Below are 22011 nucleotides of genomic sequence, written 5' to 3' on the forward strand. Positions count from 1 at the left end.
CGCAAGCTAAAAACTCATAGGATAGCTTGCCATAAGCAGAATACTTGCTACACGCATTTTGTCGTCGCCAAAGGTTGGGTTACTGCCCTCAAAAAAATCTTGATACATACGAATCTCAAATTTCATCGGTTTGGAAGCAGTTTCTACATATGCCCCCAAACCGCCCATTACTCCAAAACTTACAGGAGAAAGATTGATAGGACGCAAAATCTGAAAAGAAGGCGGCACATTAAATTTGTATTTAGCGGCAATCGCAACAAGAGCATTGGCCCCAAAATTGATAAATGGACGCACTCTTTTGTCTTGCAAGAACTGAAACTCTCCATAAATGGGTATGTTCAGTCCGCTGTATCCTATTTCAATGACCCCATCTTCTGAAATAGCATTTCGGTACATATAAGTTAGGTCAGCAAAAAGGCTGAAATTTTTACTATAATTGATGCCCCCATACACGCCCCCTACGAAACTGGCTTGCCAATTAAAAATTGCTGAGCCATATAGAAAGGCATTTGCATCAGTGGCAAAGCTACGATAGGCATACTCTTGCAAACCTGCCCCCGCCTTAAAACCCCAAGTTAAATTATCACGTTTTTTAGGCTTTTCGGGTTCGTAATAGCGGAAATAAGGCACTTTTTCATCAACACAATGATTGTAATGCGAAACTAAATCCATTAGGTAATCTTGGCGATAAAGTTTATTTTCTGCGGGCAAATAGCGTTCCCTATTAAAATTAGGACAATCTGTAAAATACGTTTCTACAAAATTGTTCAGATTATCACGGCTCACAGCTATATTTTTACCTTCCTTGCTAATGAAAAAGCCAGGATTGCCTTCGGTATCTACTCCTTTGTAGAGTTTAATTTTACCATTTACCAAGATTTCCTGTAAAAGGAGTTGCTCTGCTCCTTCCTCTTTTTCTACGGAAAGCGAAACATACTGGTTACCAATGAAAAATGAGCGAATTTGATGAGGCTTCAGAACAATTTCATCTGTGCTTTCAGGGGCGAGCTTATAGGTAAGTTGGTAAGCATTCGTATTTTTGAAGGCTTTGCGTATGTGTATGCGAAGTGTGTCGCCACTGGCAAGTACCAAAATATCTTGGGCAAAGTTTTTCAGAGAAAAAAGCATCAAAACGAGTAAAAAAGTATTTCTATTCATAGCATTAAGGTTTTTTAGAGTTCAAAACTATCTCCTTTATTAGGAATAATTGCTTGTGGGTAGCCATTTTGAGCTAAAAAATCTTTGAAATCAATCATTGATTGTTCTTCGCCGTGAATGAGAAAAATTTTTTGAAGTTTATGGCTATCTTGGGTTTGCACAAACTCCAAAAGATCTTTTTGGTCGCCGTGTCCGCTAAATGTATCAATAGAGCAAATATTGGCATAAACAGGCAGTTTTTTTTCGCCGATTTCCAAAGTTTTATCGCCGTGTAAAAGTTTGTAGCCCAATGTGCCTTCGGCGGCAAAACCTACCAAAAGAATGGTAGCATAAGGATTTTGAATATTTGCCTTGACGTGGTGTTCTATTCTACCTCCTTGCACCATTCCCGATGAGGAAATAATGATGCAAGGCTCGGTATAATTGGAAATTTGTTTGCTGGTGCGTAAATCTTCTACAAAAATCAAGTTTTCAAAGTCAAAAAGGCTTTTATGTTCGGTATAAAACTTTTGAACTTCCTCGTTGAGCAAACTTAAATAATGTTCATAGGCTTTTGTACTCTGATGAGCCAAAGGGCTGTCGGAAAAAATCTTAATGGGTGGCAGACGTTTCTGCACGCTCAATTTGTGTAGGGTATAAAGCAAAGCCTGTGTTCTACCCACGCTGAACGCAGGAATAATCAACCTGCCCGGAATTTCTACGCAAGTTTTTTGAATGATTTGAAAAAGTTCCTCTTCGGGGGGCAGATGTCTTTGGTGTAAGCGGTTGCCATAGGTGGTTTCGCATATGAGGTAATCGGCTTGGGGTGGAATTTCGGGGTCGGGGAGTAGAGGATAATTTTTTCTGCCAATATCGCCCGAAAATAAAATCTTTTTCCACGTGCCATTTTCTTTTACCTCTAAAAATACATTTGCCGCTCCCAGCAAATGCCCCGTAGGAATAAGCGTAACGTAAATATCTCGGGTAATAGCAAAGCGTCTGTTGAACTGCAAAGGGAAAAAATGCTCATCGGTATCTTCTACGTGTTTGGGTAAAAACCATTCAGATTTGACCGAAGGGGAAGCATATTTGTTGTTTTTCTTATGCGTCTTTTTGATTTTTTTTTGATACAGCGTTGCCGAATCGTGCAGAAGCAAATACGTAAGTTTTTGTGTAGCCGAAGTGGCAATGATTTGTCCTTCAAAGCCTTCTCGTACCAAATTGGGTAAATTGCCCGAATGGTCTATGTGAGCGTGTGTAAGCACTACGGCATTGATAAGCGAAGGTTCAAAAGGAAAAAGACTTTGGTAGTATAAATTTTCGTTTTCCGAAGTGTTTTTATCTTTTTCAAAATCCAGTCCGCAATCTATAAGAAGTTTGTAATCATCAATTTCAAGCAAGTACATACTGCCCGTAACTTGTCGAGTAGCCCCCCAAAAAGTAAGTTTCATTCTTACAAAAAAATTGTTAAATTAAATAAGACCGCAAGCAAATAAAATTCACCGAATTTTGCAAAAGAAAGAAGCAAATTTTGAAACTGAAAGTCTTTTGCTTACTTTTGCAGAGCAACCTACAACTCTATGCGTAAGTTTCAGGAGATTTCGGCTTTGCAAAATTTTCTTTGGCAAGAACAAAAAGCAGGTAAAAAAATAGGCTTTGTACCTACGATGGGAGCTTTACACGAAGGGCATCTTTCGCTTGTGCGTATTGCAAAGCAAGAAAATGATATAGTTGTTTGCAGTGTTTTCGTGAATCCTACCCAGTTTAATAATCCCGAAGATTTGGCAAAATATCCCCGTACTTTGGAAAAAGACGTTCAAATGCTTGAAAGCGTGGGCTGTAACGTACTTTTTTTTCCAACCGAAACTACAATGTATCCTGAAAAAAGCACCTTACAATTTCACTTCGGATATTTAGAAAGTGTAATGGAAGGTAAATTTCGCAAAGGGCATTTCAACGGAGTGGCACTCGTAGTTTCTAAACTTTTTCATATCGTACAACCTCATAAGGCATATTTCGGGCAAAAAGATTTGCAACAATTTGTTATCATACGAACTTTGGTGCAAGATTTGATGTTCCCTTTGGAACTAGTACGTTGCCCGATAGTCAGAGAGGCAAACGGCTTGGCAATGTCCTCTCGCAATCAAAGGCTCAATTTGCAAGAGCAAGAAACAGCTTCACATCTTTACAAGGTTCTGAAAAAAGCTGAAAGTATGCTTATGAGTCATTCTGTAAAGCAAATTCAAAAAGCTGTCAAAGAATACTTGCTCAATATCAGGGGTATAGAGCTGGAATATTTTGAGATTGCGGACGCAAATACTCTGCAAATTATTGAAGATTTGAGTAATTTTCGCGGTGATGTAGCCTTGTGTATTGCCGCTTATGTTTCGGGGGTACGGCTGATTGATAACCTTATCATTGAAAATTTTGGCAAAAAGTGAATATCCTACAAAACATAGATAATTGGGATAAAAACGCAGTAGCTTGGATAAATGCCCATCACACGGCTTGGCTGGATAGCCTTATGGTATTTGCAAGTAAAACCAACGTTTGGATACCTTTTTATGCTATTTTGCTGATTTTGCTTTTGCGTATTCATAAACAAAAAAGTGTTTTCTTCGTTTTAGGAATAGCCCTTGTAATAACTTTGGCAGACCAAACAACTTCCTCTTTGATGAAGCCTTTTTTTGAGCGTTTAAGACCTTGCCATTGGCAAGGCTGGCAAGTGCCTTTACATCTGCCCGATGGTTGTGGAGGGCAATATGGTTTTGCCTCTTCACACGCCGCCAATACCTTCGGGCTGGCAATGTTTTGGTGGCTTTGGCTCAAAAAATTTTACCGAATGGCTTGGCTCTTGTTTCTGTGGGCGGGGGTAGTTTCGTTTAGCAGAGTGTATTTAGCCGCTCATTATCCTACTGATGTTTTAGTAGGGGCTATGCTCGGGGCTTTTTTTGCTTGGGCAGTTTTCAAATTTCCTGAAAAAGTTCTGAAAGTTTAGTGATATGCAAGAAAATAACGATTTTATCAACCCTATTGATAAAGACAAAACCACAGAAAATCCGCATTTGCTTCCTTACGCACACACACGTGGCGGTGTGGTAGTGAAGCCCGAAGATATGGGCAAAACCAAAGGGAAAGCTATTTCGGCTATGCATCAGCAAACCGAAAAGCAAATGGGGTTTTTGTATGAACAAATGCACCTGCTCGTAGAACAAGCTAAACGCATACAAGAACGCAAGGTGATTTCCGAAAAAATTTACAATGCACAAGTAGGTTTTGAGCCTATTATTGGACAAGCCTATTACTTGTACCAAAAAAATGATGGTTCTTATGTACTTTCAATGATTTCTCCCGAAGAGTGGGGAGCAAAAATGCCTTACGATAAATATTCTGCCAAAGTTACGCTCCTTGCCGACCATACTTGGGACGTGCTGGAAAACAAAGAATATATTGAATACGAATGATTGATTAAAAACATAGATAAGAAGCAGGAGGCAGGAGACAAGAAACAAGAAACAGGAGGCAAGAAACAAGAGTTTTAAAAGAAATATTCATACATTTAAGTCTAGCAACTTTTTGACTTTCCGTTTTTATGAAAATTCCATTTGAAAAATATCAAGGAACGGGCAATGATTTTGTAATGATTGATAATCGGAATTTGTTTTTTCCGAAAGAAACTGATTTAATTGCTCATCTTTGTCATCGCCGTTTTGGCATTGGGGCAGATGGACTTATCCTGATTGAATACACTACCGCCGCCGATGTAGATTTCCGAATGGTGTATTACAACGCCAACGGAAAAGAAGGTTCAATGTGTGGCAATGGAGGCAGATGTGCCGTAGCTTTCGCCAAAAGTTTAGGACTTTTTGAAAAAGAAACACAATTTTTGGCAGTTGATGGACTTCACGAAGCTTTTTTCAGAGATGAACTGGTATATCTGAAAATGAAAGATGTAAGCGAAATTGAAAAAAATACAGAAGGTTACTATTTTTTAGACACAGGCTCACCACATTATGTAGAGTTTGTGCAGGGTTTAGAGCAAATGAATGTTTTTGAAAAAGGCAGAGCTATTCGCTATAATGAACGTTTTTGTGAAAAAGGAACAAACGTAAATTTTGTAGAAATTTTAGGTGAAAATCTCTTGCGTGTGCGTACCTACGAGAGAGGCGTAGAAGATGAAACCTATTCTTGCGGTACAGGCGTAACAGCCTCGGCACTGGTCTATGCACTGCAAAACCAAGATTTGAATGAGGTTCAAATCAAAACTTTGGGAGGAAATTTGTGGGTGAGTTTTCAGCAAAAAAATGGAAATTTTTACAATATCTTTTTGGCAGGTAAAGCCGAAAAAGTCTTTGAAGGGCATATAGAAGTGTAGATAGCAAGAAAACAAGAAAAAAATAAAAAAGGGCAACAAAATTTATTGCCCCTTTCCAGTTAAACAAAAATTGAACACTATGCATTTGTATTACGTTTGAAATCCCGTATTTGTTGCATTTCGGGTAGAAATTTTTTAATTTTTTTTTACATTTTTTTGCAAATTATTGATAATCAGTTTTTATTCGTTTTCGTTTTTTTCATTATAGGTGCGAATGGGGTGGCGTTTGAAGGGGCGGGTTTCATCAAAAAGTTTGCGATAAGTTATGTGTTTTTTGCAAACCGAAAACTCCAAATTTTTCATAAGTTTGAGCATAGGTGGGTTGAAATCTCCAATCCAATTGAGTTCTAAATCAGTGTAGGGAAAATCAGCTTTGGCAGTTTCACGCTCCAAACAAACCGAAAGAGCCGCATCTAACCCTTTGGCGTGATGAGCCTTCACCACAGCAAAACCAACTCCTAATACACGCGTACAAACGCCTTTCCAACGATAATACAAAAATTTTAGTTTTCCCAACCAATCTAATTTGCCATCTACATAACGAAAAATCTGATTCAGTTCGGGTAGAAATATGCCAAAAGCAACAGGTTCATTTTTATAATAGCCGAAAGTGATGAGCCTTTCATCAATGACGGGTTTCATTTTTTTCATCATTTTTTCGGCTTCTTGTTCGGTCATTGCGGGTATGCCTTCGGTAAGGGCAAAGCTATTGTTGTAAATCTGCCTGAAATCTTGGGCAAATTTTTTCAGTTGCTTTACCCTAATATTTTCAAAATGATAATTGCTATCAGCAAAAATGCGATTGGCTTTGGCGTGCACTTTTTCACTTACGCCATATACTTTACGAAAAAAAGTGTACTGATTGAAATACACCTGAAAGCCATAATTTTCAAAAAATTGTTGATAATAGGGGAAATTATAGTTTTGCTGATAGTTAGGCTCTCGGTCAAAACCTTCTACAAGCACACCCCAGAATTTATCTCTCCCGCCGAAATTGATTGAGCCGTCCATTGCTTCGCAACCTCTTTCCGAAAGCCATTGCTTGCAAGCATCAAAAAGCATAAAAGCGGCTTGTTGGTTTTCTATGCACTCAAAAAAGCCCATTCCGCCTGTGGGCTGGTCATTGTTTTTGAGTTTGGTTTTTTCGTTGATGAATACTGCCACTCTACCAAGCGTATCGCCACTTTCATTTTGCAAAATAAAACGCTCACATTCGCCGTGCTGAAAAGTAGGATTAAGATTTTTATCAAAAACACCCCTTACATCTTTTTCCAGAGGGCGAATCCATTGTTTGGTGTTGGCGTAAAGTTTTTGAGGCAGTGCAAAAAATTTTTCCTCGTCAGAGCTATTCTGAACTTTTCTGATTTGCATAAAAATAGATTTGTGGTTGAGTAATTGCGTAGTTTCTGCAAGTAGGTTTATACTCTTGCTTTGGCAGCCATTGGGAAACGCATACGATATTCTACCTCAACAATGCCTTTGCTAATATTGAGCAATTTGTTTTTGAGCATACGTTTTTTGAGAGGGGGCAGATAATCTACAAAGAGTATACCTTCTATGTGGTCGTATTCGTGCTGAATGATACGAGCCGCCATACCTGAATAAGTTTTTTCGTGTAAAACCCAGTTTTCGTCATAATATCGGATATGTACATTTTCTTTACGACTTACATTTTCTCTGATATTCGGAATGCTCAAACAGCCTTCTTCCATTGTCCAAATATCACCTGTTTCCTCTAAAATAATAGGATTGATGAACACTTTTTTGAAGTCTTTGAGTTCGGGTTCTTCTTCCAAAACGGTGCCATCAGTAATAAAAAGACGAATACTTTTGCCAATTTGTGGGGCGGCAAGCCCTATGCCGTGAGCATTGTACATAGTTTCGTACATATCGGCAATGAGCTCCGAAAGAGGAGTATTTACAGGTATTTCCTCTGCTTTTTTTTTCAAAACGTTATCTCCGTAAGCAACTATTGGTAAAATCATTATTTTTATTATTTTTGCGTGTCATATATCCCAGACGGTAGGGTTATTAGCTTTTCGCAAGTATCTGCGAATATTCATAATAAAGGCAAGTACGAGGTAAATAATAATAGGCGAACCCATAGTTAAAAAAGTAGCATAAATGAAAAAAAGACGAATGTGTGAAATAGACATTCCCATTTTTTCACCTAAACGAGTACAAACGCCAAAAGCGTGAAACTCTACAAAGCACTTGAACCTCTTGAACATCGCCTACATCAAAAAAATCAAAACCAAAAGCAAAGATACAAATTTCTGAAAAAATGCAAAAATATTTTCGTTGTATTCTGTTGCTGATACTTTTTTCTGCTTGCAAAGGCGGAAAGGAACTTTCTAAAATTAGTCAGAAACAAATAGTTATGCTACGCCCCAATCCTTTGGAAATGCACGGCGGGCAAGTACGTGGGCAGTTGCAAATCAAGCTACCTGCGGAGATGCAGAAAAAAATGCTTTCCTACGAAGCACAAGTTATTTTCAATGCTCAAAATTTTACGGGCGAAATTCTGCAAGTTTCTTTAGAGAAAAACATTTTGCAAAAAGATACTTCGTTTGCTTTTTGGTATTCGCCACAAATAGAATACGGCGAAATTTTGCTTAAAGCTAAAATCAGGCAAAAGAAAGGCAAAACGTATGAAACTCCTTATTTCACCATTGGCAGAGGGATAATTACGACTGCTTCGCTTTTTCAGCATAGTCCAGAACCTCCTTTGCATTTTTATCCTTTTGAAACAGAAAATCTGCTACAGCAGGGTATAAGTATTTTTTTTGATGCCAATAGCTCTCATCTTTCTGAAATTGAAAAAAGAAAGTTACAATCTGTACAAGAACCAGTTAGAGTGATTGGCTTTTTTTCTCCCGAAGGGAAAGAAAACCAAAATTTTAAGTTAGCACAAAAGCGAGCCGAAGCGGTAAAAGCCTTTCTTTCAGCTCGGAAAGTCCCTGTTTATATTCAACTACTCAGTTTTGAGGAATGGAAAAAATGCTTGCAAAGTTTGCTTGATGAAAATTTACAAAAGCAAATTGAACCATTGGCAAGTATTCAGCCTATTGTAGAAGTTTTGGAAAAGAACGAAAATCAGTCCATTTATGCCCCTATGCGAGTAGTTAAAATTGTGCCTGAAAAGGAGGAAAAAATAGCTCCAAACGATACGCTTTCGTGGCTAAATAAATGGCAAAACCAAGCAGAGCAAAGCCCTAATGCCCTTGTGCATCATCAAATAGGCACTTGGTATGCTCAAATGTTTTTCAAAAATAAAAGCCAAGAGTATTTTCAGAAGGCAGGAAATCATTTACAAACAGCCATAAACTTAGGTGCCAAAGGCGAAACCTATTACAACTATGCTTTGCTTTTACGTAAGCAAAACAAAATACAAAAATCAGATAGCTTGCTAAAAATTGCTTCACAAAAAAACTTTACAGATACAACTCTTGTGCAATGGCTCAATGAGTGGCAAGGCTTGCAAAAGGTAAAAGAAGCTATTTCTGTAAAAGATAGCCGATACCAAGAGGCTTTACGATTTTTTCAAAAATCAGGGAAAAACCCCCAAAGCATATTTAATCAGGGGTTAATCTATTTGCTCACCTATCAATACGATAAGGCTTCTCAACTTTTTGAGCAAATACAAGATTTTTCACTTGCTTTGTATGCACGTGCTATTGTGGGTATGCGTAAAGGAAATGAGCAAGAGTGTTTGGAATGGCTTGCCAAAAGTTTTCAGAAAGATAAAAAACTTAAAAATAAAGCTCAAAAAGATATGGAATTTTGGCAAGTGAGAGAAAATGCCATTATGAAATAATTAGCTAATTCCTTTCTGACAAAAATCATTACAAAAAATTTTTTGCAATCAAGGAAATATGTATTTTTGCGACTGATTTTCCTAATGGTTGAATTTTAAGCATATACAAAATTTATGAACGTACAAATCAGACCTGATGAAATCTCTGCCATTCTGCGAGAGCAACTTTCTAATGTAAAAACCGAAGCTGAACTGGAAGAAGTCGGTACCGTTTTGCAAGTGGGTGATGGTGTAGCTCGTATTTATGGGCTTACCAAAGTGCAAGCTGGAGAGCTTTTGGAATTTGAAAATGGTATCAAGGCTTTGGCTCTAAACTTGGAAGAAGATAACGTGGGAGCCGTTCTTATGGAAGCAGGCGAAGTGAAAGAGGGAGATACCGTCAGACGTACTAAAAAAATCGCCTCTATCAAAGTAGGTGAAGCTATGCTGGGTAGAGTTGTGAATACTTTGGGAGTACCCATTGACGGCAAAGGAGATTTAGTAGGTGATTTGTATGATATGCCCTTGGAACGCAAAGCTCCGGGCGTTATTTACCGCCAACCTGTAAATGAACCCCTCCAAACAGGTATCAAAGCTATTGATGCAATGATTCCTATCGGTAGAGGACAGCGTGAGCTCATCATCGGCGACCGCCAAACAGGAAAAACGGCTATCATTATTGATACTATCATCAACCAAAAAGAATTTTACGACAGAGGCGAGCCTGTGTATTGTATTTATGTGGCTTGCGGACAAAAAGCCTCTACGGTAGCTCAAATTGTAAAGGCTCTGGAAGATGGCGGTGCAATGCCTTATACCATTGTTGTTTCGGCTACCGCCTCTGACCCTGCTCCTATGCAATTTTTTGCCCCTTTTACAGGTGCGGCAATAGGCGAATATTTCCGCGATACAGGTCGCCCTGCTTTGGTGGTATATGATGACCTTTCCAAGCAAGCTGTTGCCTATCGCGAAGTTTCTCTGTTGCTTCGCCGCCCTCCCGGACGCGAGGCTTATCCCGGGGATATTTTCTACTTGCACTCTCGTCTTTTGGAGCGTGCCGCTAAAATCAATGCTTCTGATGAAGTAGCTCGCCAAATGAACGATTTGCCTGAATCCTTGAAGGGTAAAGTAAAAGGAGGAGGTTCTCTTACGGCTTTGCCTATCATTGAAACCCAAGCAGGAGACGTTTCGGCTTATATCCCTACCAATGTAATTTCCATTACTGACGGACAGATTTTCTTGGAATCTAACCTGTTTAACGCAGGTATTCGTCCTGCTATCAACGTGGGTATTTCGGTGAGCCGTGTGGGGGGGAATGCTCAAATCAAATCTATGAAAAAAGTAGCAGGTACGCTTAAACTTGACCAAGCCCAGTTCCGTGAGTTGGAGGCTTTCGCTAAATTCGGCTCCGACCTTGACCCTGCTACCAAGCTCGTTATTGAACGTGGTAGAAGAAATCTGGAAGTTTTGAAGCAACCTCAATACTCGCCTGTACCCGTAGAGGAACAAATTGCTATCATTTATGTAGCTACGAATGGCTGTTTGGATAGCGTTCCTGTGGAAAAAGTGAAAGAGTTTGAAAAGGAGTTCTTGGCAAAAATGCGTGTAGAGCATAAAGCCATTTTAGAAAACTTGCGTAAAGGTAAATTAGAAGATGCCGATACTGCTAAAATGAAGGAAGTTGCCCTTCAAATGGCTAAAAATTATTAAGCCTTAAAAAGACCTATGAAACCTTAAAAACTTTCATAGGTCTTTCTTGCAATATAGTTTGTTTCACAAAATACTCATTACTCAATACTCTTATACTCCGTACTAACCTATGCCTTCATTAAAAGAGATACGCAACCGCATAACCACCGTAAATTCAACACAGCAAATTACCAAAGCGATGAAGTTGGTGGCGGCATCTAAGCTCCGCAAAGCCCAAGATGCCATTACGCAGATGCGTCCGTATGCTACATCGCTGAACAAAATCTTAAATAACCTTTCGGCGGGCTATACGGGTGAAATTGAAAGCCCATATTTGCAAGAACGTCCTGCTGAAAAGATTTTGCTTATCATCAATACTTCGGATAGGGGTTTGTGTGGCAGTTTTAATAGCGGTATTCAAAAGTTCGCTTACAATATTATTCAAACCGAGTACGCCTCCCAACTTGCAAAAGGGAACGTTCATTGTTTATGTTTGGGTAAAAAAGGAAAAGATTTTTTTGCAAAAAGAGGCTTTCAGATTGTTGGTAGCGAATTTACAGATATTTTTACACGCTTGAGCTTTGAGAATGTAAAAAAAGTAGGTGATTTTGTCTTAAAACTCTACGCCGATGCCAAGTATGATAAGGTGGTCTTGATTTACAACGAATTCAAAAATGTGGTAACACAAATTTTGAGACAAGAAACCTTTTTGCCTTTGCAAAAAAGCACAGCTCAAACCCAAACCGAAGGCGGTGATTATATTTTAGAACCTTCTGCTGAAGAAATTATCCAAGACCTCATTCCCTATTCTTTGAAAATTAAACTTTATAGGGCTATTTTAGAGTCTAATGCTTCCGAACAAGGTGCAAGAATGACCGCTATGGATAAAGCTACCGACAACGCCAGCGAACTTCTGAAACAACTTCGTTTGGAATACAATCGCTCACGTCAGGCGGCTATTACCAAAGAAATTTTAGAAATTGTAGGTGGTGCAGAAGCCCTCAAAGAAGGTTAAGACTTATACAGGCTCAATTTGTCGGTAGTGGCAATTGAGCCGTCTTAAATTTTACGGAAATGCTTACCCAAATACTTTCTGCTAGGCAAGTACATCAGAAAATCAGGCGTTTAGCTTACCAAATTTACGAAAATCATTTTGATGAAACGGAAATAGTGCTTGTGGGCATTGAGAATATGGGGTTGCATTTGGCATACTTATTGCAAAGAGAAATTCAGGCAGTTTCGCCGCTGAAAGTACGGCTTTGTAGTTTGAAATTAGACAAAACAGCCCCCCTTTCGCAACCTATTCAAATTTCAGAAGATATTGCCAATTTGGCTCATAAAAGCATTATCTTGATAGATGATGTGCTGAATAGCGGTAAAACAATGTTTTACGCCTTCAAACCTTTCTTTGAAATTCCTATCAAAAGTTTGCAAACACTTGTGCTTGTAAATAGAGATAACAAGTTGTTCCCTATCAATCCTGATTACGTAGGTTATTCCCTTGCTACTACCTTACAGAATCACGTGAGTGTTATTTTGGACGATGAAAGTAAATTTGGAGTATATTTAAGCCAATAAAAAAGGTTAGCAAACCGCTAACCTTGGAAATTTGAGATGTCAAGAAGCTCTACGCCATACGTTATGATGAGAAATTTTGCCATATTCGGTGAGAATTGCCTCAATTTGTTCAGGCGTTGCTCCCAAACTGCTAAAAATATTTTTTAGCTTTTGGGTGGTTTCTTCAAATAAATTATGCCATTTAGCAGAGAACGGGTCTCCATCGGTTACCTTCAAAGAAGGTAAATTCACTTCTTGCAAGAGGGCAATTTTAAGAAGTTGTACTTTGGTTTTATGCCCTACTTTGTCCTCGGGAACGTGCTTTTGGAAACTCCAAAGCAAGTTTTCAATGTCATTCATACTGAGGTTCATACACGTAGAAGTTTTAGCTGTTGGTAATGTAAGTGGTATAGTGTCTTTTGTTTTTGTAGTACCCTTTTACTTCATTTACGAAAACATAAGGCAAAAAAGTTGCACAGATGTAAGTTTTGATGTAATAAAAACGAGGTATAACTCATAATTTTTGAATAAAGGGTATTTTCATTTCAAAAAAATTTTTTAAGTCTTGTAATAATTTTACGAAATTATATCAAATTTTGTACCAAAAATTTTCACAGAATTTTTTAAGGAAAATTTGCTTTTTAGTCAAACTTGAATTAAATTAGAAATGTATTCAGCAAGTGAGCATTTATGGCTTATTACTTCCTACGAGATGAGCTTTTTTTCCCTCCGGTACATATTGCCAGCCGAGAAGGTATTGTAGCTGTGGGTGGCGACCTTTCAGTGGAACGTTTGCTTTTAGCGTATCGTTCAGGAATATTTCCGTGGTTTTCGGAAGGAGAACCTATTATTTGGTGGTCGCCTGAACCTCGTTTTGTGCTGTATCCTGCTCATATCAAGATTTCCAAAAGTATGAGGCAACTTTTTAAGAAAAAGGCTTTTGAAGTAACTTTGGATAAGGATTTTGAAAAAGTAATTACAAATTGCCAAAAAATTAAACGAGAAGGGCAGTATGGTACTTGGATAACCCCTGAAATGAAAAACGCCTACATAGAACTACATCAGTTGGGTTATGCCCATTCTGTTGAAGTTTGGCAGGAAGAGAAATTAGTGGGAGGGTTGTATGGGATTTGCTTGGGAAATATTTTCTTTGGGGAGTCAATGTTTTCCAAAGTGAGTAATGCTTCTAAATACGGCTTTATTACTTTATGTAAAATTTTAGAGAAAAACAATTTTGAACTTATTGATTGTCAAGTTCATACAGAACATTTAGAAAGTTTAGGAGCGGAGTTTATACCTCGTCAGCAGTTTGTGCAAATAGTAGGAAAAAAGGCTCAAAAAGACTTTTTCAAAGGAAATTGGGGAGAGACGTTTGGTAATGATTTGTCAGAAATAGAGATGGTATGAGTGAAAATTTAACTATCTACACCAAACAGCAACTTGCTTTACGTAACGGACAAGACCGCCCAGAAATATGGGTAGCCTACAATGGTTTCATCTATGATGTCTCACGCTCACGTCTTTGGCGAGAAGGCAAACACTACGAGCATTGGGCAGGACAAGACCTCACCGAAGAGCTAACAGACGCTCCTCATAGTGAAAAGGTTTTTGAAAAATTTGAGATAATTGGTAAATTAAAAGACTGATTCTGTTTATGAGCATTGAGGGCTTCGTATTGAACGAAGCCCTCAATAGTTAAATATACTATGAAAATTTCAGTCTATTTTTTAGTTTGCTGATTATCATTATTTTCTTTCAAAAGTTCGGGAGCTATTTCGGCAAGCTCTTTTTCTACATTGCGTAAGTCTTCGCGTACAAGCCTATGCGTATGCTCGTCTAAATCTTTGTTTTTTAGAATATTGAGCAAACGCTCTCTATCTGCTAAAAGTTTTTCTTTGTTGATGTGTATCATATTGCTTTTTCATTTAGGTTCTATAAACAATTGAGATTCAGATACCTGCTTTGAGTGAAGGTAGTAAAAAACTATCTTCCAATTCGTAACCCAAATTAAAGTTTTTTTTGGATATTACACCACATTTTTGCAAGATTTTTTTTCAAATAACAGACTGGCATAGGATTTGCTGAATAACCTTTTCTTAAAAAAGCGAGCGGCGGCATCAGCCGCAGCGATGTTGCCGCTATTGCTCTGCTTTCCTGTGTAAATCAAGAATTTATGTTCATAAATTCGGGTTCTTTTCTGCTAACTTTCTGCCATAAACGGATATTTATAGTCGGTGGGTGGGACAAAAGTTTCTTTGATAGCCCGGGCGGAAGTCCAACGCAAAAGATTAAGCATAGAACCTGCTTTGTCGTTTGTACCTGATGCTCTTGCTCCGCCAAAAGGCTGTTGTCCTACTACTGCCCCCGTGGGCTTATCGTTGATGTAAAAGTTTCCTGCTGAATGACGCAAACGCTTGCTCGCTAAATCTATGGCGTAGCGGTCTTGGGCAAAAATAGCACCCGTAAGAGCGTAAGGCGAAGTTTTATCTACCAACGTAAGCACATCTTCAAAATTTTCGGGCTGATAAACATATACACTCAAAACAGGTCCGAAAATTTCTTCTTGCATAGTTACATACATAGGGTCTTGTACTTGCAAAATAGTAGGCTCAATAAAAAATCCTTTGGTTTTATCATAGTTACCCCCTGCAATAATATTTACGCCATCTTTCTTTGCTTGCTCAATGTAGCCTGTGATTTTATCAAAAGATTTTTCATCAATTACCGCATTGATAAAGCAAGTAAAATCTTCTACACTACCCATTTTGATTTCTTTCAAATCGGCAAGCATATAGTTTTTTACTTCCTCCCAGATACTTGAAGGAATGTAAGCTCTTGAAGCCGCCGAGCATTTTTGCCCTTGATATTCAAAAGCTCCGCGAATAAGTGCTGTTGCAAGGGCTTTGGTGTCTGCGGAATGATGAGCTAAAACAAAATCTTTTCCACCTGTTTCGCCTACAATACGAGGATAAGTTTTGTAAATAGCAATGTTTTCGCCAATGGTTTTCCAAATTCTTTGGAAAGTGCTTGTTCCTCCTGTAAAATGAATACCTGCAAAATCGGGGTGAGCGAAAATAACCTCGCCTGCTGTGGGTCCATCAACAAATACCAAATTGATAACCCCATCAGGAACGCCTGCCTCTCTGAAAACCTTCATTAACACGTGAGCTGAATAAATCTGTGTTTCGGCGGGTTTCCATACCACACAATTCCCCATCATTGCAGGGGACGTAGGCAAATTGCCCGCAATAGCCGTAAAATTGAACGGCGTAAGAGCAAAAACAAAACCCTCCAAAGCACGATGCTCTACCCTATTCCAAATGCCTGCCGAAGAGATAGGTTGCTCGCGATAAATTTGCTCCATAAATTTCACATTGAAGCGAAGGAAATCAATAATTTCGCAAGCGGAGTCAATTTCGGCTTGAAAAACATTTTTAGATTGTCCTAACATCGTAGCGGCGTTGAGTTCGTAGCGATATTTGGACGAGATAAGCTCGGCGGCTTTCAGAAAAATACTTGCCCGATGCTCCCAACTCATATTTTCCCATAATTCTTTGGCATTCAGAGCGGCACGAATGGCACGTTCTACTTCCTCTCTACCTCCTTTATGATAGTATCCTAATGTATGACTTAATTCGTGAGGTGGAGCTATACGCTTACGATTACCAGTGCGTACCTCCTCGCCACCAATAAACATTGGAATATCTAATTCTTTACTTTTCAGTTCTTGGATTGCTTTTTTCAAAAGTTCTCTTTCTTTACTACCCGGTGCATAGCCGTACACAGGTTCGTTTTTGGGCTCGGGAATAGTGAAAATGCCGTAATTCATACAAAAAATTGATTTTAAGGTTGTTTCAAAATGTAAATTTAGCAAAAAAACTTCTACTGCCAATAGGGAAAATTATTGATGAAAAACATTTTCCCAAAGATTAGTACAAAATTCTAAATTTTATAGTGTTTTCAATGCGTTTGAGAGCAGTAATTACATCTTTGCTGTATTCTTTATCAATATCAGTAATTACGTAACCGATTTCTTCGTTTGTTTTGAGGTATTGCCCCAAGATATTGATTTGATGACTTGCGAGTACTTGGTTGATTTGAGCAAGAATCCCCGCAGTGTTTTTGTGTATATGCAAAAGCCTATGAGCATCTTTTTGTGCAGGCAATTGCAAATTAGGCATATTCACGCTGGCGTAAGTGCTACCTGTGTTGATATAGTCAATGAGTTTCTGCGGAACATACTCGCCAATATTTTCTTGTGCTTCTTCGGTGCTTCCACCGATATGAGGCGTGAGAATAACATTCGGTAAGCCTCGCAATTCACTGATAAATTCCTCCTCATTATTTTTAGGTTCATATGGGAATACATCTACTGCCGCACCCGCAATTTTGCCAGTTTTTAAGTTTTTTACTAATGCCTCAATATCTACAATATGCCCACGTGCCAAATTTAGAAAAATAACCCCTTCTTTCATCAAACCAAATTCTCTTTCACCTATCAGATGTGTATTTTCCTCTCTACCATCAACGTGCAAGCTCACAAAATCAGCCTCTCTTAAAAGTTCATCAAGCGAATTGCATTTGCGGGCATTACCCAAGGCAAGTTTATCTACAATATCGTAAAAATACACCTGCATACCCAAAGCCTCCGCTACCACCGAAAGTTGCGAACCAATATTACCATAACCTACAATACCTAACTTCTTACCTCTGATTTCACGGCTATTTGTGGCGGATTTATCCCAAATTCCTTTGTGTGTAAGATTACTTTTTTCAAAAATTCTTCGGGTGAGCATAATCATTTCACCGATAGCAAGTTCTACAACGCTTCGGGTATTGCTGTAAGGAGCATTGAAAACTGCTATCCCTTTATGCATACAAGTTTTCAAGTCAATTTGATTAGTGCCAATACAAAAAGCACCAACAGCAATAAGTTTTTCGGCATTTTCTAATACTTTGGCAGTAACGTTGGTTTTAGAACGAATGCCCAAAATAGAAACTTCTCGGATAGCTTCACAAAGTTCAGCTTCGTTGAGGGCAGTTTTGAGCAGTTCTACTTGGTAACCTTCTTTTTCAAAAATTGCTTTGGCTTTGGGGTGAACGTTCTCTAAAAGTAAGACCTTAATGCGATGTTTGGGATAAGAAACTTGCATAGGCAATTTGTGTATGAACAAAAACTCATCTAAATTAGGCAGAACATAGTCGGCTTTGGCTGTAACACTTTCTCGTTTGATATTTTCTGTGAAAGCATAAAAGCGATTGGCTAATCCTGCTTCACGCATTTGATAATCAGTATATCCATCGCCAATTACATAAACTTCACCTTCTAAATTTAAGGCTTTGAGTTGCAAGACTTTACCTTCGTTTTGAGCAAGTAGATTACTGGTATCGTAACCAATAATATTTCCGTTTTCATCAAAGAGGAAAGAATTGGCAAAAACATTTTCAGGTTTTATGCCATACTCGCTCACAATAGGTACAATAAATTCCCGAAATCCGCTGGAAATAATAAGGACATTATCGGCAAATTGCTTAAAAAATTGCTTGTTTCGCTCAATAGAAGGGGAAACTTTGGTTTTTAGAAAATCTATAAGCTCGCTGATATGGTTTTGGTGAGCAGAAAGCAATCTAACTCGCTCACGCAAAGCATCAGCGAAAGATATTTTACCTTCCATTCCTTCGTGAGTAATTTGCTGAATTTGAGCTATTCGTTCCTTTCCATCGGGGGTATTTTTTAGAGCTATGCGAGCCAGCTCGTCTAATCCTTCTACTTGCGTGAAGGTGCTATCAAAATCAATGATAATATAGCTTTTCAAGTTGGTTAGAGTTTTTTAGAAGCAAATTTATGAAAGAAAGATATTGGATAATAGAAAATAAGTGATTTTTTCAAAATAAAAAAACCGAGCATAAAGCTCGGCTTTTTGGGTTTTCATAGCGGAGAAGCAATTACTTTGCAGGTTGGCAAAGGTCAATTACTTTGAGCATAGTTTCTTTTGCGAAATCTACGTTTACGTAATCAGTAGGTTTCCACTCTGCTCCTTTTTTAGATGATTTTTTCCAGAAATCCAAGTCCATAGCAGTAGTGAAGTTCTTTTGGAAATGTTTTACTTGGGTGTTCAACACTTCGTTCAATTCTTCTACTGATTTTACCTGAGCAACACGGATAAGAGAATCAAACCAGTTGCTTGCCAAGTTTTCTTGAGCTTCTACTGCTTCTTTAATGAAGTCAGGAGCATTGTCAAGACCTACGGTCTTTTTCACGTTAGCAAAAGCTTCTTTCAAGGTGTTTTTCACTTTTACGAGAGCTTCTTGGTTTTGCTCAGCCATTTTGTTTACAGCTTCAGTAGCCGCGTTTTTTGCAGTTGCCATAGTAGTATGGTTTAAGGGTTCAACAATTCTTTTTCAAAATTTCTGATACAAAATTACAATGCCCCCTAAAACCACACAAGCATTTTTGATTTTTTTTTGTATTTTTTTGTAAAATTTTTGCAAAAATTGACCTTTTTCAACTATTGAATTGTACTATTTTTATACAAACCAAATATTATTCGGCTTGCATAATAATATTTTAAGCATTTTCCTGAATAAAATCTAACAGGTCTTCAATTTTGGCTAAAATTAAGACATTTTCAGGAGTATCCAGCCCTTGCCCTATCACTTGGCTACCTGTAAGAATGATTTTACTTTCAGGAAAGTGTCTTGAAATTTCGTAAATATACTGCTGTATTTGCTGAAAAGAGGGTGAAGAAGTTATCACACTGAAAAGGAATTCGGGTTTATAAATTTTGTAAGCTTCTTGCAAATCGTTCAAGGGAACGGTCTGCCCGAGATAAATAGTTCTTTGCTTTCGGCTACGTAAAAGATAATTTGTGAAAAGGAGCGAAAGTTCGTGCCATTCGCCTTCAGGCAAAAAAAGCATATATTTTTTACCTTCGGTATAATTGGGTTTGAGGCTATCAATGGCTACAATGATTTTCTGTCGTATCAAATGAGAAATGAAATGTTCTTGAGCAGGGTTGATAGTACCTGCAAGCCACAAAATACCTATTTTTTGCAAAAAGGGGAAAATTATCCGAAGCATTGTATTTTCAAAGCCTATTTGTTTGATACTTTGAGCAAGTAGATACTCAAAGCGTTCTTCGTCCAAATCCATCATACAGAGCGTAAAGGCTTGTATTTTATCTTGGGCATCAGTAGATTTTTCTGTAAGACGGATAAGTTCGGTACGCAATTCTTCTGCCGACATTTGGGCAATATGCGAAATTTTATGCCCGTGCTTATTGAGTACAGAAATATTCAGAATGAGTTTAAGGTCTAAATCATCATAATAGCGAATGTTGGTGTCGGTTCGTTTGGGTTTAAGAATATCGTATCGTTGTTCCCACACACGTAGGGTATGGGCTTTAATACCTGAAAGATTTTCTACATCTTTAATAGAATAGTAGCTCATAATTTGGATAACTCATAATTTTCATTAAAAAAATATGATGTTGTTGTAATGAAAACTATTTGCAGAAAAAAATGTTTGTCAGAAAATAAAAAAACATCAACCAAAGGTTGATGCCTTTACTGCACCTGTTTAAGATACACACCTGTTTGTATGAAAAAACTACTTTTTTATGATAGCTTCTTTCTTGTATTACGCAGAAATTGGTGTAAAGTTTCACGAAAAGTATAATTTTTCTCAAAAACTTATGTAAGATTTAGAAGTTACTTTCTTGATTTTACGAAAATTTATTGCAAACAATGCAGATAAAAAACTATTGCCTTATACAAGGCTCTTGTAATACATTCGTTCATTATACATAAAAACAAAAAATTTGAACCGAAATGGCTCGGTTTTTGTTTGTTAATTAGTAAATTAACCACCAAACTGATACGTTTATGAAAAGGCATTGGGTATATTATGTTTTGCTTGCGTTTGGTGCTTTCTCTTGTGCCTCACAAGGAAGGCTCGTTTCGCAAGGTGATGAATACGACGACGTGTATTTTGTAGGAGATGATGTAAAAAAAACTGAAATTCGCCAAAATCAAAGAATTTTAGAAAATGATGGCTTAACAAGCGATGCCTACAATAGCGAATATGACCAGAAACCTATCAGTAATTTCAGCAATCCCGATGCTTTGGATTATCCTGTTACGCAAGGTGGTAGTTTGTATGTACCTATGAATAGCCGAAGTGCTAACTGGAATAATTACAACTCTTGGAATGATAATCGCTGGAATAGTTGGAATTATTGGAATAATTGCTGGAGTTGCAATAACTGGGGTGGAAACTGGAACTCTTGGAATAGTCCTTATTGGTATGGAGGTTGGAATAGCCCTTATTATTGGAACAATGGCTGGAACAATCCGTATTGGTATGGTACGGGCTGGGGCAACCCTTATTGGGGTACAGGCTGGGGAAATGGTTGGTACATAGGTTATGGTTATGGCTGGAATTCTTGGTATAGACCTTGGGGCTGGAATAGCGGCTGGGGCAATACTTGGTCTTGGAATGATAATCGTACTCCCCAAAATATTTATGTAGGTCCGCGTGCTTCGGCGGGCAGAGGTAGCAATTTCATCAGAAACACTCCTAATCCAAGATTGCAACCTAATAACAATAATAATGATGACAACAATAATCAGGGTGGTAGAGTAATTACAGGTGGAAGAACAAGAAACTACTCATCTGATACCTATACCCCCACACAGAGCAATGAGGTTCGTACAGGTAGAGTAAAAACAGAAAGAAGTAGTATCAATTCTGAACGTTACAACAACTCCAATTCATCAGAACGTTATAGGAATGAAGGTAATAATAGAACCTCTTGGGGTGGTAGAAGCAATTCTAATTCCAATAACTCGTCTTCTTCTTGGAGTAGTGGAAGGGAAAGAACTTCATCATCAGGTGGTTTCAGTAGTGGAAGAAGTGGAGGTTCATCAGGAGGAAGTTCTGGGGGTAGTAGAACAGGCGGCAGAGGAGGAAGGTAAATTTATAGTTAAATAAATTTAAGATTTATACGAAACCTACTTTCAGGTGTTTAAAGAAGTTAGCAATTTTTTTTGTAGCTTGTTGAAGTACTTGAAAAGCATTTTGAAGTTTAGTTTTGAGTTGAGTTAAGTTTTTACAGACAACATTTTTAAGCATATCACATTTGAGGGTTTTCCAGACCTGTTCATCTGCGTTCAATTCAGGGGAATAGGGGGGAATTTTAGCCAGATAAATAGTTTCATTCTTGTCTTTTCGTAAAAAATCTTTCACCTCTTTGCTGGAATGAATACGTGCCCCATCCCAAATGATGAGTAATTTTTGCTTCAAAGTGTCAAGTAATTTTTTGAGAAAATCTACCACATCTTTGCCCTTGAAACTACTTTCTTGTATTTGATACACCAAATCACCCGCAGGACTAATGGCACTGATGGCAGAAAGGTGTTGATAACGACAGCCTTCCCGAAGCACAGGGCTATGTCC

23 protein-coding genes are annotated in these 22011 nt (G+C 38.1%); 11 read left to right on the forward strand and 12 right to left on the reverse strand.

Translation table 11 applies throughout. The features are described 5' to 3' along the window. Positions 1–6: 6 nt before the first annotated feature. On the reverse strand, positions 7–1158 hold the full coding sequence (locus Rain11_RS10060) for an outer membrane beta-barrel protein (RefSeq protein WP_101359236.1): 1152 nt from the start codon (positions 1156–1158) through the stop codon (positions 7–9). Between the two features lie 14 nt (positions 1159–1172). Next, complete coding sequence (locus tag Rain11_RS10065) at positions 1173–2588, reverse strand: MBL fold metallo-hydrolase (RefSeq protein WP_101359237.1); 1416 nt, start codon at positions 2586–2588, stop codon at positions 1173–1175. 129 nt (positions 2589–2717) lie between these two features. On the opposite strand from Rain11_RS10065, the gene panC reads away from it, so the two are divergent. From panC to dapF, 4 genes are all read left to right on the forward strand, one after another. Further along, on the forward strand, positions 2718–3578 hold the full coding sequence (panC, locus tag Rain11_RS10070; protein ID WP_101359238.1) for a pantoate--beta-alanine ligase: 861 nt from the start codon (positions 2718–2720) through the stop codon (positions 3576–3578). After that, positions 3575–4135 carry a phosphatase PAP2 family protein gene (locus Rain11_RS10075; RefSeq protein WP_101359239.1) on the forward strand — a complete coding sequence of 187 codons (561 nt, stop codon included), beginning with the start codon at positions 3575–3577 and terminating at the stop codon, positions 4133–4135. Before panC ends, Rain11_RS10075 begins: the two co-directional genes overlap by 4 nt. 4 nt (positions 4136–4139) lie before the next feature. Then, complete coding sequence (locus tag Rain11_RS10080) at positions 4140–4601, forward strand: DUF2452 domain-containing protein (protein WP_101359240.1); 462 nt, start codon at positions 4140–4142, stop codon at positions 4599–4601. A 128-nt stretch (positions 4602–4729) separates the two neighbouring features. Beyond that, the gene (dapF, locus tag Rain11_RS10085) at positions 4730–5512 is read left to right on the forward strand and encodes a diaminopimelate epimerase (RefSeq protein ID WP_101359241.1); all 783 of its coding nucleotides are present in this window, start codon (positions 4730–4732) and stop codon (positions 5510–5512) included. Positions 5513–5692: 180 nt separating this feature from the next. Here dapF and Rain11_RS10090 read toward each other — a convergent pair whose 3' ends face one another. Genes Rain11_RS10090 through Rain11_RS10100 form a run of 3 tightly spaced genes read right to left on the reverse strand, consistent with a single transcriptional unit; the run spans position 5693 to position 7743 of the window. Next, on the reverse strand, positions 5693–6883 hold the full coding sequence (locus Rain11_RS10090) for a hypothetical protein (RefSeq protein ID WP_101359242.1): 1191 nt from the start codon (positions 6881–6883) through the stop codon (positions 5693–5695). A 47-nt stretch (positions 6884–6930) separates the two neighbouring features. Then, positions 6931–7497, reverse strand: a complete 567-nt coding sequence (gene def / locus Rain11_RS10095; protein WP_101359243.1) for a peptide deformylase — start codon at positions 7495–7497, stop codon at positions 6931–6933. A gap of 21 nt (positions 7498–7518) precedes the next feature. Further along, positions 7519–7743 (reverse strand): PspC domain-containing protein, encoded by a 225-nt coding sequence (locus Rain11_RS10100; RefSeq protein ID WP_101359244.1) that lies wholly within the window; start codon positions 7741–7743, stop codon positions 7519–7521. Between the two features lie 53 nt (positions 7744–7796). Between Rain11_RS10100 and Rain11_RS10105 the strand changes: the two genes are divergently transcribed. From Rain11_RS10105 to Rain11_RS10120, 4 genes are all read left to right on the forward strand, one after another. Continuing rightward, positions 7797–9329, forward strand: coding sequence for an OmpA family protein (locus tag Rain11_RS10105; RefSeq protein ID WP_101359245.1), 1533 nt, complete (start codon positions 7797–7799; stop codon positions 9327–9329). A gap of 114 nt (positions 9330–9443) precedes the next feature. Next, positions 9444–11018, forward strand: a complete 1575-nt coding sequence (gene atpA / locus Rain11_RS10110) for a F0F1 ATP synthase subunit alpha (protein ID WP_101359246.1) — start codon at positions 9444–9446, stop codon at positions 11016–11018. Between the two features lie 109 nt (positions 11019–11127). Beyond that, the gene (atpG, locus tag Rain11_RS10115; protein WP_101359247.1) at positions 11128–12012 is read left to right on the forward strand and encodes an ATP synthase F1 subunit gamma; all 885 of its coding nucleotides are present in this window, start codon (positions 11128–11130) and stop codon (positions 12010–12012) included. A 59-nt stretch (positions 12013–12071) separates the two neighbouring features. Beyond that, positions 12072–12575, forward strand: coding sequence for a phosphoribosyltransferase family protein (locus tag Rain11_RS10120; RefSeq protein WP_101359248.1), 504 nt, complete (start codon positions 12072–12074; stop codon positions 12573–12575). Between the two features lie 39 nt (positions 12576–12614). Here Rain11_RS10120 and Rain11_RS10125 read toward each other — a convergent pair whose 3' ends face one another. Then, positions 12615–12926 (reverse strand): hypothetical protein, encoded by a 312-nt coding sequence (locus Rain11_RS10125; protein ID WP_101359249.1) that lies wholly within the window; start codon positions 12924–12926, stop codon positions 12615–12617. 318 nt (positions 12927–13244) lie between these two features. Between Rain11_RS10125 and aat the strand changes: the two genes are divergently transcribed. After that, positions 13245–13961 carry a leucyl/phenylalanyl-tRNA--protein transferase gene (gene aat, locus Rain11_RS10130; protein WP_101359250.1) on the forward strand — a complete coding sequence of 239 codons (717 nt, stop codon included), beginning with the start codon at positions 13245–13247 and terminating at the stop codon, positions 13959–13961. After that, the gene (locus Rain11_RS10135; protein WP_101359251.1) at positions 13958–14200 is read left to right on the forward strand and encodes a cytochrome b5 domain-containing protein; all 243 of its coding nucleotides are present in this window, start codon (positions 13958–13960) and stop codon (positions 14198–14200) included. The genes aat and Rain11_RS10135 overlap by 4 nt, the downstream gene beginning before the upstream one ends. Positions 14201–14274: 74 nt before the next feature. On the opposite strand, the gene Rain11_RS10140 is transcribed toward Rain11_RS10135, so the two are convergent. The 5 genes from Rain11_RS10140 to Rain11_RS10160 form a co-directional block, all read right to left on the reverse strand. Further along, positions 14275–14466 carry a hypothetical protein gene (locus Rain11_RS10140; protein ID WP_101359252.1) on the reverse strand — a complete coding sequence of 64 codons (192 nt, stop codon included), beginning with the start codon at positions 14464–14466 and terminating at the stop codon, positions 14275–14277. Between the two features lie 288 nt (positions 14467–14754). Then, a complete protein-coding gene (gene pruA, locus Rain11_RS10145) occupies positions 14755–16383 on the reverse strand; it encodes an L-glutamate gamma-semialdehyde dehydrogenase (protein WP_101359253.1) in 1629 nt (542 codons plus the stop codon). Positions 16384–16483: 100 nt separating this feature from the next. Further along, positions 16484–18370, reverse strand: coding sequence for a phosphoglycerate dehydrogenase (gene serA / locus Rain11_RS10150; protein ID WP_101359254.1), 1887 nt, complete (start codon positions 18368–18370; stop codon positions 16484–16486). 130 nt (positions 18371–18500) lie between these two features. Continuing rightward, on the reverse strand, positions 18501–18923 hold the full coding sequence (locus Rain11_RS10155; protein ID WP_101359255.1) for a hypothetical protein: 423 nt from the start codon (positions 18921–18923) through the stop codon (positions 18501–18503). A 199-nt stretch (positions 18924–19122) separates the two neighbouring features. Beyond that, complete coding sequence (locus Rain11_RS10160; RefSeq protein ID WP_101359256.1) at positions 19123–20004, reverse strand: MerR family transcriptional regulator; 882 nt, start codon at positions 20002–20004, stop codon at positions 19123–19125. Positions 20005–20438: 434 nt separating this feature from the next. Between Rain11_RS10160 and Rain11_RS10165 the strand changes: the two genes are divergently transcribed. Beyond that, entirely contained in the window at positions 20439–21530 is a 1092-nt protein-coding gene (locus Rain11_RS10165; RefSeq protein ID WP_101359257.1) for a hypothetical protein, read from the forward strand. A gap of 25 nt (positions 21531–21555) precedes the next feature. On the opposite strand, the gene Rain11_RS10170 is transcribed toward Rain11_RS10165, so the two are convergent. Next, a partial coding sequence (locus Rain11_RS10170) for a transposase (RefSeq protein WP_133121564.1) occupies positions 21556–22011 on the reverse strand: 456 nt, incomplete at its 5' end.

The organism is Raineya orbicola, from assembly GCF_002843425.1.
GTDB lineage: Bacteria > Bacteroidota > Bacteroidia > Cytophagales > Thermonemataceae > Raineya > Raineya orbicola.

Excerpts from the sequence above, each read along its gene's own strand:
- Rain11_RS10125 (WP_101359249.1), bottom strand. The coding sequence starts at position 12,926 with ATGAACCTCAGTATGAATGACATTGAAAACTTGCTTTGGAGTTTCCAA.
- Rain11_RS10140 (WP_101359252.1), bottom strand. The coding sequence starts at position 14,466 with ATGATACACATCAACAAAGAAAAACTTTTAGCAGATAGAGAGCGTTTG.
- Rain11_RS10165 (WP_101359257.1), top strand. The coding sequence starts at position 20,439 with ATGAAAAGGCATTGGGTATATTATGTTTTGCTTGCGTTTGGTGCTTTC.
- Rain11_RS10065 (WP_101359237.1), bottom strand. The coding sequence starts at position 2,588 with ATGAAACTTACTTTTTGGGGGGCTACTCGACAAGTTACGGGCAGTATG.
- aat (WP_101359250.1), top strand. The coding sequence starts at position 13,245 with ATGGCTTATTACTTCCTACGAGATGAGCTTTTTTTCCCTCCGGTACAT.
- Rain11_RS10120 (WP_101359248.1), top strand. The coding sequence starts at position 12,072 with ATGCTTACCCAAATACTTTCTGCTAGGCAAGTACATCAGAAAATCAGG.
- pruA (WP_101359253.1), bottom strand. The coding sequence starts at position 16,383 with ATGAATTACGGCATTTTCACTATTCCCGAGCCCAAAAACGAACCTGTG.
- panC (WP_101359238.1), top strand. The coding sequence starts at position 2,718 with ATGCGTAAGTTTCAGGAGATTTCGGCTTTGCAAAATTTTCTTTGGCAA.
- Rain11_RS10100 (WP_101359244.1), bottom strand. The coding sequence starts at position 7,743 with ATGTTCAAGAGGTTCAAGTGCTTTGTAGAGTTTCACGCTTTTGGCGTT.
- atpA (WP_101359246.1), top strand. The coding sequence starts at position 9,444 with ATGAACGTACAAATCAGACCTGATGAAATCTCTGCCATTCTGCGAGAG.
- Rain11_RS10080 (WP_101359240.1), top strand. The coding sequence starts at position 4,140 with ATGCAAGAAAATAACGATTTTATCAACCCTATTGATAAAGACAAAACC.
- dapF (WP_101359241.1), top strand. The coding sequence starts at position 4,730 with ATGAAAATTCCATTTGAAAAATATCAAGGAACGGGCAATGATTTTGTA.
- Rain11_RS10060 (WP_101359236.1), bottom strand. The coding sequence starts at position 1,158 with ATGAATAGAAATACTTTTTTACTCGTTTTGATGCTTTTTTCTCTGAAA.
- def (WP_101359243.1), bottom strand. The coding sequence starts at position 7,497 with ATGATTTTACCAATAGTTGCTTACGGAGATAACGTTTTGAAAAAAAAA.
- Rain11_RS10105 (WP_101359245.1), top strand. The coding sequence starts at position 7,797 with ATGCAAAAATATTTTCGTTGTATTCTGTTGCTGATACTTTTTTCTGCT.
- Rain11_RS10160 (WP_101359256.1), bottom strand. The coding sequence starts at position 20,004 with ATGAGCTACTATTCTATTAAAGATGTAGAAAATCTTTCAGGTATTAAA.
- Rain11_RS10135 (WP_101359251.1), top strand. The coding sequence starts at position 13,958 with ATGAGTGAAAATTTAACTATCTACACCAAACAGCAACTTGCTTTACGT.
- Rain11_RS10155 (WP_101359255.1), bottom strand. The coding sequence starts at position 18,923 with ATGGCAACTGCAAAAAACGCGGCTACTGAAGCTGTAAACAAAATGGCT.
- Rain11_RS10090 (WP_101359242.1), bottom strand. The coding sequence starts at position 6,883 with ATGCAAATCAGAAAAGTTCAGAATAGCTCTGACGAGGAAAAATTTTTT.
- atpG (WP_101359247.1), top strand. The coding sequence starts at position 11,128 with ATGCCTTCATTAAAAGAGATACGCAACCGCATAACCACCGTAAATTCA.